This is a genomic window from Streptomyces sp. NBC_00523 (assembly GCF_036346615.1).
Classification (GTDB): Bacteria; Actinomycetota; Actinomycetes; order Streptomycetales; family Streptomycetaceae; genus Streptomyces.
Genome location: NZ_CP107836.1, coordinates 3,056,344 through 3,068,326, shown reverse-complemented (window position 1 = coordinate 3,068,326; position 11,983 = coordinate 3,056,344). Strand labels below are relative to the sequence as shown.

The following is an 11,983-nucleotide window of genomic DNA, read 5'->3' as shown; positions in this document are numbered from 1 at the left end:
TCGCCCGCTGTTGAGCGGCCCGGGTGCGGGGAAGCGGCCTGAGCGGGTGTCAGAGCGCGCCGTTCCCCCGCAGTGGCTTCGCGAAGCAGCGGCTGCTGTCGTATGTGCGGTAGTGGCCGAACTTCTCGCACGGGGTGTAGCCGCTGGAGAGGTACAGGGCGATGGCCTCCGGCTGGCGGTCGCCGGTTTCCAGGACCATGCGGGTGCGGCCCGCGGCGCGGGCGTCCGCTTCCAGGGCGGCCAGGATGCGGCGGGCGAGGCCCAGGCCGCGGCCCTCCGGTATGACGTACATGCGCTTCAGCTCGGCGTCGCCGTCCGAGTAGCCCTCGTCGTTGAGCTCCTGGGAGCGCCAGCCGCCCGTGGCGACGGGCTGGTCCGACGCGTCGTAGGCGATCAGGTACAGGCCGTGAGGCGGGTCGAACATCGTGGCGTCCAGCGGTGTGACATCGCCCCCATCGCCGTAGCGCTCGGCGTATTCGAGCTGCACGCGATCGTTGAGTTTGACGGCATCGGGGTGGTCGAAGGCCCGGACGTGGATATTCATGCGATGCATGGTACATGTATGCGGAATGGTTGGCCGGTATCGTGCCGGAATGCTCACCGTGACCTCCGTGAACGTAAACGGTCTCCGCGCCGCCGCCAAAAAGGGCTTCGTCGAGTGGCTGGCGCAGACCGACGCCGACGTGATCTGCCTCCAGGAGGTGCGCGCCGAGCCCGAGCAGCTGCCCGCGGACGTGCGTGACCCCGAGGGCTGGCACACCGTCCACGCACCGGCCGCCGCCAAGGGCCGGGCCGGGGTCTCCCTCTACTCGCGGCGCGCCCCCGAGCGGGTGCAGATCGGTTTCGGCGGGTACGGGCACGCCGGGTGCGAGGAGTTCGACACGAGCGGGCGGTACGTCGAGATCGACCTGCCCGGCGTCACGGTCGCGAGCCTCTACCTGCCCTCCGGCGAGGTCGGCACCGAGCGGCAGGACGAGAAGGAGCGCTTCATGGCCGCCTTCCTGCCCTACCTCGTCGGGCTGAAGGCGCGCGCCGCCGCCGAGGGGCGCGAGGTCGTCGTCTGCGGCGACTGGAACATCGCCCACCAGGAGGCCGACCTCAAGAACTGGCGTGCCAACCGCAAGAGCTCCGGCTTCCTCCCCGAGGAGCGCGAGTGGCTGACCCGGGTCTTCGCCGAGGCGGCGTACGTCGACGTCGTACGCGCCCTGCACCCGGACGTCGAGGGCCCGTACTCGTGGTGGTCGTACCGGGGGCGCGCGTTCGACAACGACACCGGCTGGCGCATCGACTACCAGGTCGCGACCCCCGGCCTCGCCGCCCGCGCCGTGAAGGCGTGGGTCGAACGGGCCGCCACACACGGCGAGCGGTGGAGCGACCACGCGCCGGTGACGGTGGTGTACGAGCAGTAGGAGCGGGGTACGGCGAGGGCGCCGCGCCCTACTCGGTGTGGGCGAGTACGTCGTCCCAGACGTTGCCGCCGTCCGCCCAGGTCCAGAGCCACTGCCTCAGCGACGGTGCCGCGTACCGCAGTCCGTCGTGGGGGTCCTCGCCCCTGTCCGGTTCCCAGCCGTCGGCGTCCCAGAGCAGGACCGGGTGGCCGACGGCGGTGAGCGAGACGTACCACTCCATGGTGCAGCCGCCACCCGTGAGGAAGAGCCACGACTTCGGCGGCCCCCACTCCGTCCGTTCGGCGTGGGCGGTCGTCGCGCAGGGCCAGTCCGGGACCGGCCAGTGCGGAACGCGCCGGGGCGTCAGCGACGCGAGGCCGCCTTCCGGGCCGAACCCCCCGTCCCCCACCTCGGTGTAGACGCGGCGGAGCAGTCCGGGCAGGGGGTGGCCGAGGCTGCGTTCGGCGCGGTCTGCCTCCGTCCCCGTGAGGGGCGGGAAGGGCCGGTCCGGAAGGCAGCGGGCAGCGGGGTGCGCCTTCTCCGTGCCCCACGCGAGGGCACGCAGCCGCTCCACAAGCGCGTCGTCGTCTGCGGCGGTGCGGTGCGCGGCATCGGTCACGAGCGGGGACTGTAGTACGCCCCCGCCCCGGTCGCCCCGGCGGCCCGCCCCCTGCACCCGCCCACCCTCCGGCGTCCGCAGCGTCCGCCCCGCCGTCACCGCCGCCAGGAGCATGCACAGTGCCGCCCACCACGGGGGACCGTCGAGCAGGGCGTACAGCGCGTTGCCCAGGGCTGCGGTCAGGAACAGGGTGGTCATCAGGGCGCCCGCCGTCGCGCCGGAGTGGCGGGGAGCGGTGTCCGTCAGCGCGGCCGTGAACAGCGCGGTGAGGGTGAGGCCGATCCCGATGCCCGCCACGACCAGGCAGGCCGACAGGGCCGCGTAATCGCCCTCGCCCTCGATGGCGACGATGGCCAGCGCCACCCCGACCGCCGTCGCGGGCAGGCCCGTCACCGCCATGCGCGCCGGGGTCATCCCGTCGCGCAGCAGGCGCGGCGCGATCCAGCCGCCGCTGACCGCCACCGCCACCAGCATCGGCAGCATCGGCCCCTTCCACGGCGCCGAGTAGTCGAACGCCTCGCCCATGATGCCGATCAGCGGCGGCAGCAGGCTGAGGATGCTGAAGCCGACCAGGCCCATCGTCAGGAAGCCGCCCCGCCGCCCCCGGCCCCTCAGGACGTACGGCGGAAGCAGCGGGGCCGACGCCGCCCGCTGCCGTACCGCGAACACGATCAGCAGCGCGACGCCCACGCTCAGCCCGACGACCGCTTCGCTGCTCACCTCGTCCGCCGACGGGACCCCCACCAGGGCGTACATCGCCGCCCCCGCCCCCAGGAAGCCCAGCAGCGCGCCCGGCAGGTCGGCCGCCACGCCGTCCGTCCGGGCCGGGGAGTCCGGCGGCAGCGTCCGCGCACCCGTCAGGGCCAGCAGCGCGAGCACCGGTGCCACGGCCGTGAGCGGACCCCTGGCCATGAACCACAGGGCATCGCTCCCCAGCAGCCCGAGCATCGGCCCGCACGCGCTCACCGCCGCGTAGGCACCGAAGCCCCGGCGCCCTCCGCCCCGCGAAGCCGCCACCGTGGCCAGCGCCCCCGCCGTCGCCAGCGCGCCGAACCCGCCCTGCAGAGCGCGGCCCGCGAGGAGCAGCGGCGGGGCTCCGGCCAGCAGGGCGAGCCCGCAGAGCACGCCGGACGCCGCGAAGCCCGTCACACCGGTGATGAGCGACCGCCTGCGGCCCACCCGGTCCGCGATGTGGCCACCGGGCACCAGCATGGCCGCGAAGGCGACCGCGAAGGCGTACGAGGCGGGCGCGGAGGTGGGATAGGGCGCCGCCCCTCCGTCGGGACCGGCCGGATTCCCGAGCGAGGCCCCGGCCAGCACCGCCAGTTGGGCCACCACGATCATGGCGAGGCCACGCGTACGGGACGCCCCGGGCGGCTGCGCGGGAGTCGTCGGCGGGTACGCGGGAGAGGCGACCGGCTCCGTCACGGCCGAGGCGGAAGAAGCTCCGGCACCGGGCGCCTCCGGCCCCGGTCCGGCGGACGCCGGCTCCCGCGCCTCCGGCCCCGGCTCCCGCGCCTCCGGCCCCGGCTCCCGCGCCTCCGGCCCCGGCTCCCGCGCCTCCGGCACGTAATCCAGCAGCCTCGCCGACCTCCGCCCCAGTTCCGCCAGCACCTCGCCCGGCAGCCACACCGCGTCCTCGTCCCCGGACGTGCGGGCGGCGATCTCCTCCGGGGTGGGCCGGGCCGACGGGTCCTTCGCCAGGCAGGCGCGTACGAGGGGGAGCAGCGACTCCGGGACGTCCGTCAGATCGGGTTCGTCCTCCGCGATCCGGAACAGGTGCGCGTTCAGACCGGTGTCCCTCGCGCCGAACAGCAGGCGGCCCGTCGCCGCGTACACCAGGACCGCGCCCAGGCAGAACACATCGCTGGCCGGAGTGAGTTCGAGGCCTCTTGCCTGTTCCGGGGACATGAATCCCGGGGAGCCGATCAGCATCCCCGTACGGGTGAGCAGGCTGCCGTCCGGCAGGCTGTCCATCGCGCGGGCGATGCCGAAGTCGATGACCCTGGGACCGTCCACCGTGACCAGGACGTTGGACGGCTTGAGGTCGCGGTGGATCAGACCCGCCCCGTGCACGGCCTCCAGCGCGAGGGCGAGGCGGTTCGCCAGGACGCGGACCGAGTGCTCGGGCAGCGGGCCGTAGTCCGCCCCGACCACCGTCGTCAGATCGGGGCCCGGTACGTACTGCGTGGCCACCCACGGCACTTCGGCACCGGTGTCCGCGCCGAGGACGTCCGCCGTCCATCTTCCGCCCACCCGCCGGGCCGCCGCCACCTCGCGCGCGAAGCGCTTGCGGAACTCCGCCTGTGCCGCGTACTCGCGCTGCACGACCTTCACCGCGACCGTGCGGCCGACGTCCGAGCGGCCGAGGTAGACGAGTCCCATCCCGCCCGCGCCCAGGCGGGCGATCAGGCGGTAGGGGCCGATGCGCGTGGGGTCCTCGGCGGTCAGCGGCTTCATGCCGGAAACCTAGCGGGGGGTGGGTGGTGCGAGGGGCGGAAAGCCGTAGATCCGCACCGGACCTACCCGGGCTCCTCCGGCTCCGGCTTCCTCCGCAGCCGCCGGTCCAGCGCCATCGACAGCTCCGCGTCCACCACCGCCCGGGCCAGCGGCCGCAGTTGGGGCGGTTCCGGGTCCGTCTCCACGCCGTACTCCTGGAGCGCCGAGACGAAGAGGTCCGCCAGGGCCTCCGCGTGGTGGCGGACGTGGCGGCCCGTCGAGAGGACCGCGGAGAGCGGCACGCCTTCCCGTACCAGCTCGGCCGAAACGTCCAGCAGGCGGCGGCTGATGTGGACGATCTCCGCGCCGTCCGTCCCCAGGTAGCCCAGCTCCATCGCCAGCGCCAGGTTTTCCGGCGTGGACTCGCCCTCGAAGTAGTCCGCCAGCTGCTCGGGGGTCAGGCGGACCGGGGTCTCCTCGGACGGTTCGCCCAGGCCCAGCACCTCCGCGACATCGCGGCCGCTCTCGAACGTACGGGCGAGATCGGCGATGCCGGTCAGGGTGTGGCCGCGTTCCAGGAGGCCCGTGATCGTGCGCAGGCGGGCCAGGTGGTGGTCGTCGTACCAGGCGATGCGGCCCTCGCGGCGGGGTGGGGAGATCAGGCCGCGCTCACGGTAGAAGCGCACGGTCCGCACGGGGATGCCGGCCTCCTTGGCCAGCTCCTCCATGCGGTACTCGCGGTGCTCCGGTCCTTCTGCCACCCCCGCACCTTATCCGCCTCCCCGGGGCTCGGGCCCCAGGTTGTACCGCCGGTAACTTTCCCTTGCCCGCCCCCTACCCATCGGTACGAAGCTGCTCTACCCTCCCAACCATGCCAGTGATTGCTGGCAGAGTCGTGTGACGTACCGCGGGAGGCGGCAGCATGGCCCAGCACGAGCATGTACGCGTGGCGGTGATCGGATCCGGATTCGGGGGCCTCGGCGCCGCAGTCCGGCTGCGCCGCGAAGGCATCACCGATTTCGTGATCCTGGAGCGCGCCGGTTCCGTCGGCGGCACCTGGCGCGACAACAGCTACCCCGGCTGCGCCTGCGACGTACCGTCCCACCTGTATTCCTTCTCGTTCGCCCCCAACCCCGAGTGGCCGCGCACCTTCTCCGGGCAGGAGCACATCCGCGCCTACCTGGAGCATGTCGCCGACACCTTCGGGCTCCGCGCCCATCTGCGCCTCAACCACGAGGTGAAGCAGATGCGCTGGGACAACGACGAGCTGCACTGGATCATCGACAGCGCCAACGGCACCACCATCGTCGCGGATGTCGTCGTCTCCGCGACCGGGCCGCTGTCCGACCCGAAGACGCCCGACATCCCGGGGCTCGCCGACTTCCCCGGCAAGGTCTTCCACTCCGCCCGCTGGGACCACGACGCCGACCTCACCGGCAAGCGCGTCGCGATGATCGGCACCGGCGCCTCCGCCATCCAGATCGTGCCCGCGATCCAGCCCAAGGTCGGCAAGCTGACGCTCTTCCAGCGCACCCCGCCCTGGGTCATGCCCCGCATGGACCGGAAGATCAGCGGCCTGGAGCGCAAGCTGCACCGCGCCCTGCCCGCCACCGGCACCGCCCGCCGCGGACTCCTCTGGGGCATCCGGGAGTTGCAGGTCAGCGCCTTCACCAAGCACCCCGACCAGCTCGGCCTGGTCGAGCGCATAGCGAAGTCCAACATGGCCCGCGCCATCAAGGACCCCGCCCTGCGCGCCAAGCTGACCCCCTCGTACCGCATCGGCTGCAAGCGCATCCTGCTGTCGAGCACGTACTACCCAGCCCTCGCCCAGCCCAATGTCGACGTCGTCGCCTCCGGCCTCGCCGAGATCCGCGGCAACACGGTCGTCGCCTCGGACGGTACGGAGGCCGAGGTCGACGCGATCATCTTCGGCACCGGATTCCACGTCACCGACATGCCGATCGCCGAGCGCGTCGTCGGCGCCGACGGGATCACGCTCACCGAGTCCTGGAAGGACGGCATGCAGGCGCTGCGCGGCGCCAGCGCGGCGGGCTTCCCGAACTGGATGACGATCATCGGCCCCAACACCGGGCTCGGGAACTCCTCGATGATCCTCATGATCGAGTCCCAGCTGAACTACATGGCCGACTACCTGCGCCAGCTGAACCTCCTCGGCGGCAAGGCGGCCCTCGACGCCCGCCCCTCCGCCGTGAACACCTGGAACCGCCGCGTCCAGGAGCGCATGAAGCGCACCGTCTGGAACACCGGCGGCTGCAACAGCTGGTACCTGGACGCCAACGGCCGCAACACCACCGTCTGGCCCGGCACCACCTCCGAGTTCCGCAAGGCCACCCGGACCGTCGACGTGTCCGAGTACCAGGTCCTGCGTCCGCCGGTCCCCGCCCAGCGCGCGTCCGGCGACACCGTCTCCGAGGAGGCCGTCCGATGAGCCGCCCCCTGCCCGTCGCCGGCCGCCGCCCGGTGGCCGCCCGCGAACTCCTCGCGGTCTCCGCCGACGGCTCCCGGATCCACGTCGAGATCCACGGCCAGGAGGGCGCGCCCGCCGTCGTCCTCTCCCACGGCTGGACCTGCAACACCAGCTTCTGGGACGCCCAGATACGGGACCTGGCCGTCGACCACCGCGTCATCGCCTACGACCAGCGCGGCCACGGCACCTCGCCCGCCGCCGCCCGCGACGGCTACAGCACCGACGCCCTCGCCGACGACCTGGAAGCGGTCCTCGCCGCGACCCTCGCCCCCGGCGAGAAGGCCGTCCTCGCGGGGCACTCCATGGGCGGCATGACGATCATGTCCGCCTCCCGCCGCCCCAAGCTGCGCGAGCACGCGGTCGCCGTCCTGCTGTGCAGCACCGGCAGTTCGCGGCTCCTCGCCGAGTCGCTGGTCGTCCCGATGCGCGCCGGAGCCGTACGCACCCGCCTCACCCGCGCGATCCTCGGCGCGCGCGCCCCGCTCGGGCCGGTCACGCCCGTCTCACGGCGGATACTGAAGTACGGGACGATGGGCGCCGGTTCGGCCCCCGACCGGGTGGACACCTGTGCCCGCATCGTGCACGCCTGCCCCCGCCTGCCCAGGGTCGCCTGGGGGAACGTCCTCGCCGAGCTCGATCTCGACGAGGGCGTACGGGAGTTGCGCGTGCCCACCGCGATCATCGCGGGTACGGAGGACCGGCTCACCCCGCCCGTCCACGCCCGCGCCATCGCGGCGGCGCTGCCCGACTGCCTCGGTCTCACCGAGCTGACGGGCATGGGGCACATGACGCCCGTCGAGGCGCCGGAGCTCGTCACCGCGAAGATCCGGGAACTGGTAACCGCCTATCTGCCGGGCGGCCCGGCCCGGGACGCGCGGGGTACCACAGACATCGAGGGCAAGGAGGAGGTCGCATGAGCGGCACGGGAAGTCTCGAAGGACAGGTCGTCGTCGTCACCGGCGCGGCACGCGGCGTCGGCGAACTCCTCGCCCGCAAGCTCTCCGCCCGGGGCGCGATCCTCGCCCTCGTCGGCCTCGAACCCGACGAGCTGAAGAAGGTGTCGGCCCGCCTCCACGGTGAGAGCGACCACTGGCACGCGGATGTCACCGACCACGAGGCGATGGCCCGCGTCGCGGAGGACGTGAAGGCGCGCTTCGGCAAGGTCGACATCGTCGTCGCCAACGCGGGCGTCGCCTCCGGCGGCCCCTTGGTCGACTCCGACCCCGTCGCCTGGCGCCGCGTCATCGAGGTCAACCTCATCGGCGGCGCGGTGACGGCTCGCGCCTTCCTGCCCGTGCTGATGGAGAGCCGTGGCTACTTCCTCCAGATCGCGTCCCTCGCCGCGATGACCCCGGCCCCGATGATGAGCGCCTACTGCGCCTCCAAGTCCGGCGTCGAGGCGTTCGCGCACAGCCTGCGCGCCGAGGTCGGCTACAAGGGCGTGAAGGTCGGCGTCGGCTACCTCTCCTGGACGGACACCGACATGGTGCGCGGCGCCGACGAGGACGATGTCATGCGGGACCTGCGGAAGCGGCTGCCCTGGCCCACCAACCGCACGTACCCCCTCGGCCCCGCCGTCGACCGCATCGTCGCCGGGATCGAGCGCCGCTCCGCCCATGTCTACGCCCAGTGGTGGCTGCGCGGCATGCAGTCCGTACGCGGCTACCTGCCGACTCTCATCGGCGTCGTCGGCCAGCGCGAGATGCGCCGCTTCGGCCCCCGCATGGAGGGCATGAGGAAGGGCCTCGTCGGTGCCGGAGGCGCCGCTGACCAGCAGGAACGTGCCATGCGTACGGAGCGTGAGTGATCGACATGCGGAGCGTGGCGGCCCGTGTGAATCTGGTCGAGGCCCCACCGGGGCCGAATCCCACGCACCACATAGGAGTGAACAGCATGGGCATCGCCGACCAGTTCAAGGACAAGGCCAAGGACCTCGCGGGCCAGGCGCAGGACCAGGCGCAGGACCGCCGGCGTCAGGGCCAGGGCCGCGACCGCGCCAAGGACGCCGGCCAGCAGGGCCGCGACCGGGCGAAGGACGCTGCGCAGCGCGCCCAGAACGAGGCGAGCGAGCGCTTCGACCGGTAACGGTCGTGCGGTGACGCCGAGGGGCGCGCCCGGATTCGTCCGGGGGCGCCCCTTCGTGTGTGCTGCGGCCGGGCGTTACGGACGCGAGCGCTCCCGGGGCTCGCCCGGCCCCCGGAACGGCAGCGTCCGGCTGAACACGAGATTCGTCGTCGTGCTCCCGAACTCGGCCAGCTCGTCCACGATCTCCTCCAGGTGCGCCATCGAGGTGGCCGCCACCTTGAGGACGTAGCAGTCGTCCCCGGTGGTACGCAGGCACTCCAGGATCTCCGTACGCTCCTTGAGCATCCGGCGCAGCGGTTCGTGCCGGCTGCCGGGGTACTTCAGCCGGACCACCGCCAGCGCCACGTACCCGGCCCGTTCGAGGTCCACCTCCGCGCGGTAGCCCGTGACGATCCCGGCCGATTCCAGCCGCCGCACCCGTTCCGTCGTCGCGGACGCGCTCAGGTTCACCCGCCGCGCCAGCTCCGTGAAGGCGATCCGGCCGTCCCGCTGGAGCTCGTCCAGGATCGCCCAGTCCGTCGAGTCGAGATTCCCGGTCATCCGGTCAGATTACCGGGATATCCACGGTCGAACTGCCGCTGAACAGGCGGGAATCCATTCAAGGAAGCGGGTCGGCGTGGCTAGGCTCGGCGGCGTGAAGATCGGCGTGAACGTCCCCAATTTCGGCCCCGGCACCGACCCCGGCGTCCTGCGCGACTGGGCGCGGACCGTGGAGGGCCTGGGCTTCGACCTGCTGATGCTCTCCGACCACGTGGCCATCACGCCCGACGTCGCCGAGCGCTACCCGGCCCCCTTCTACGAGCCCTTCACCACCCTGTCGTGGCTTGCGGGCCTCACCACCCGCGTCCGCCTCGGCACGACGGTGCTCATCGCCCCCTACCGCCACCCCCTGCTGACCGCCCGCATGGCCGCCAACCTGGACGCACTCAGCGGCGGACGCTTCGTCCTCGGCGTCGGAGTGGGCTGGGCCCGGCAGGAGTTCGCCGCCCTCGGTATCCCCTTCGAGCGGCGCGGGCGCCTCACGGACGAGGTGCTGCGGGACCTCCGGGAGGCGTGGGCGGACACCGCCGCCTACGGGGACCGGCGCGTCCCGGTCTGGATCGGCGGCAACAGCGACGCGGGCCTGCGGCGGGCCGTACGGTTCGGCGACGCCTGGCACCCCCTGCGCTGCACGATGCCGTGGCTCCGGGAGGGCGCGGACCGGCTGCGGGCCGCCGCGTCCGAACAGGGCCTCGCCGTCCCCGCGTTCGCGCCGCGGATCGCGCTCCGGCTCACCCCGGCACCGGTCGACGGGCCCGAACGCCTCGCGGGCGAGGGCACGATCGACCAGATCATGGACGACCTGGACCGGCTGCGGCTGCTGGGCGCCGACACCGTCGTCCTCGACCCGTACCACGGCGACCCTCCCGAGACCTTGCGCCCGCAGCCCGCCCGCCAGGCCCTCGCCACGGTCGCCGCCCACCTCTCGACCACGGAGCAGCCATGACCACGACCGCCGACCACACCCTCCTCCGGCGCGCCATCGCCCTCGCCGCCGAGGCCCGCGACACCGGCAACCCGCCGTTCGGCTCGCTGCTCGCGGCCCCGGACGGCACGGTGCTCGCGGAGGACCGCAACACGACGCTCACCGACCACGACATCACCGCCCACCCCGAGCTGAAACTCGCCCGCTGGGCGGCGGCGGAACTGGAAGCGGCGACGGCCGCCGCCACGACGATGTACACCAGCTGCGAGCCCTGCGCGATGTGCGCGGCGGTCATCCAGCAGGCGGGTCTGGGCCGCGTCGTCTTCGCCCTCTCCGGTGACCAGCTCCTGGCCATCCGTCCGGGCAACAACCGCCCGCCCGTACCGCAGGAGGGTCCGGCCCTGCTGGAGGAGGTACGGGCGGCGATGGAGCCGTACTACCGCGTCAAGCGGCCTTGACGGACGCGATGAACGGCGCCCAGGCGGCGGCGTTGACGACGAGCGCGGGGCCGCTGGGGCGCTTTGAGTCGCGGACGGGGACGAGGCCGGGGTGGCCATCGGCGACTTCGAGGCAGTTCCCGCCAGAGCCGTTGCTGTAGCTGCTCTTGCGCCAGCGGGTGGTGCTCAGGTCAAGGGTGGTGCTGGCCATTCCGGAACTCCTCAGCCGCCTTCTTCAGCAGGGCGAGGGACACCTCTGGCGGCAGCGCGGCGGCCCTGAGGCGATCGTATGCGTTGCGGTACTGCTTAACGAGCCCCGGATCATCGATGGTCTGCCCGTGGTAAGCGCCCTCGGTGTAGAACAGCGGCGGCTCGTCGTCGAAGTCCAGGAGCAGCAGCGGCATCTCGCTGATGGGGCGGGTGGCCGCGTTCCACGGGAGAATCTGTAGAACGACCCGGCGGCTTTGCACCAAGGCGGCGATGTGATCCAACTGCTCGGCCATCTCAGCCGGTTCCAGCAGTGGATGGCGGAGCACCGATTCGTCCAGGACCACCCAGTACTCGGGTTTCTTGGGATCGGCGAACAACTTGGCTCGTTCCTGTCGGGCGTCGATCTTGACTTGCACCTCCTCGGGAGTGTCCAGAGGGTGCGTCGCCTGGATGACGGCTCGCGCGTAGGCGGGGGTCTGGAGGAGTCCCGGGATCAGATTCCCTGACCACTCGTTGATGGTCCGGGCACGGACTTCCGCTTCCGCGATGCCCGCGAAGAACGCGGCGTGCCCCTTGCTCTGGGCCTCCCGAACGTCTTCACAGCGCCGAGTGAAAAAGTCCGTGCTCAGCTTCTGGTCCACGTGCGCGGCGAGCGGAGGCGGCATGCGGCGGTGGCCGTGCTCGACCGCGCTGAGCATGGCGATTCCGTAGTAGCTGCCGTCCAGCAGCTTCTCCATGGTCAGGCCCGCCGTCTCCCTCTGGTACCGCAGCTCCTTCCCGTAGAACTGCGGCACTCCCGCCGAACCATCGATCTCCTTGGCCACCGCCGACCGCCTTTCACGCCTCGCTCTG

General features: G+C 72.4%; 13 protein-coding genes. 7 read left to right on the top strand and 6 right to left on the bottom strand.

What is annotated here, in order from left to right; genetic code table 11:
* Positions 1-49 precede the first annotated feature (49 nt).
* Positions 50-544 (bottom strand): GNAT family N-acetyltransferase, encoded by a 495-nt coding sequence (locus OHS17_RS13770; protein WP_330312418.1) that lies wholly within the window; start codon positions 542-544, stop codon positions 50-52.
* A gap of 49 nt (positions 545-593) precedes the next feature.
* Between OHS17_RS13770 and OHS17_RS13765 the strand changes: the two genes are divergently transcribed.
* On the top strand, positions 594-1,409 hold the full coding sequence (locus OHS17_RS13765) for an exodeoxyribonuclease III (RefSeq protein WP_330312417.1): 816 nt from the start codon (positions 594-596) through the stop codon (positions 1,407-1,409).
* Positions 1,410-1,437: 28 nt separating this feature from the next.
* Here OHS17_RS13765 and OHS17_RS13760 read toward each other — a convergent pair whose 3' ends face one another.
* Positions 1,438-4,467 (bottom strand): MFS transporter, encoded by a 3,030-nt coding sequence (locus tag OHS17_RS13760; RefSeq protein ID WP_330312416.1) that lies wholly within the window; start codon positions 4,465-4,467, stop codon positions 1,438-1,440.
* Positions 4,468-4,529: 62 nt separating this feature from the next.
* Positions 4,530-5,174: a MerR family transcriptional regulator gene (locus OHS17_RS13755; RefSeq protein WP_330315248.1), complete on the bottom strand. Its 645-nt coding sequence runs from the start codon at positions 5,172-5,174 to the stop codon at positions 4,530-4,532.
* A gap of 194 nt (positions 5,175-5,368) precedes the next feature.
* Here OHS17_RS13755 and OHS17_RS13750 point away from each other — a divergent pair, with 194 nt between their 5' ends.
* From OHS17_RS13750 to OHS17_RS13735, 4 genes are all read left to right on the top strand, one after another.
* Positions 5,369-6,895: a flavin-containing monooxygenase gene (locus OHS17_RS13750; protein WP_330312415.1), complete on the top strand. Its 1,527-nt coding sequence runs from the start codon at positions 5,369-5,371 to the stop codon at positions 6,893-6,895.
* A complete protein-coding gene (locus OHS17_RS13745; RefSeq protein WP_330312414.1) occupies positions 6,892-7,851 on the top strand; it encodes an alpha/beta fold hydrolase in 960 nt (319 codons plus the stop codon). Before OHS17_RS13750 ends, OHS17_RS13745 begins: the two co-directional genes overlap by 4 nt.
* Positions 7,848-8,741 carry an SDR family oxidoreductase gene (locus OHS17_RS13740; RefSeq protein ID WP_330312413.1) on the top strand — a complete coding sequence of 298 codons (894 nt, stop codon included), beginning with the start codon at positions 7,848-7,850 and terminating at the stop codon, positions 8,739-8,741. The genes OHS17_RS13745 and OHS17_RS13740 overlap by 4 nt, the downstream gene beginning before the upstream one ends.
* Before the next feature lie 86 nt (positions 8,742-8,827).
* Positions 8,828-9,019, top strand: coding sequence for a hypothetical protein (locus OHS17_RS13735; RefSeq protein WP_330315247.1), 192 nt, complete (start codon positions 8,828-8,830; stop codon positions 9,017-9,019).
* Between the two features lie 75 nt (positions 9,020-9,094).
* Here the strand turns inward: OHS17_RS13735 and OHS17_RS13730 are convergent, their stop codons facing one another.
* Positions 9,095-9,559: an Lrp/AsnC family transcriptional regulator gene (locus OHS17_RS13730; RefSeq protein WP_330312412.1), complete on the bottom strand. Its 465-nt coding sequence runs from the start codon at positions 9,557-9,559 to the stop codon at positions 9,095-9,097.
* A 94-nt stretch (positions 9,560-9,653) separates the two neighbouring features.
* On the opposite strand from OHS17_RS13730, the gene OHS17_RS13725 reads away from it, so the two are divergent.
* Positions 9,654-10,505, top strand: a complete 852-nt coding sequence (locus tag OHS17_RS13725; protein ID WP_330312411.1) for an LLM class flavin-dependent oxidoreductase — start codon at positions 9,654-9,656, stop codon at positions 10,503-10,505.
* Entirely contained in the window at positions 10,502-10,942 is a 441-nt protein-coding gene (locus tag OHS17_RS13720; protein ID WP_330312410.1) for a nucleoside deaminase, read from the top strand. Before OHS17_RS13725 ends, OHS17_RS13720 begins: the two co-directional genes overlap by 4 nt.
* Here OHS17_RS13720 and OHS17_RS13715 read toward each other — a convergent pair.
* Entirely contained in the window at positions 10,929-11,132 is a 204-nt protein-coding gene (locus OHS17_RS13715; RefSeq protein WP_330312409.1) for a DUF397 domain-containing protein, read from the bottom strand. The genes OHS17_RS13720 and OHS17_RS13715 overlap by 14 nt on opposite strands.
* Entirely contained in the window at positions 11,113-11,955 is an 843-nt protein-coding gene (locus OHS17_RS13710; RefSeq protein WP_330312408.1) for a DUF5753 domain-containing protein, read from the bottom strand. Before OHS17_RS13710 ends, OHS17_RS13715 begins: the two co-directional genes overlap by 20 nt.
* Positions 11,956-11,983: the final 28 nt, after the last annotated feature.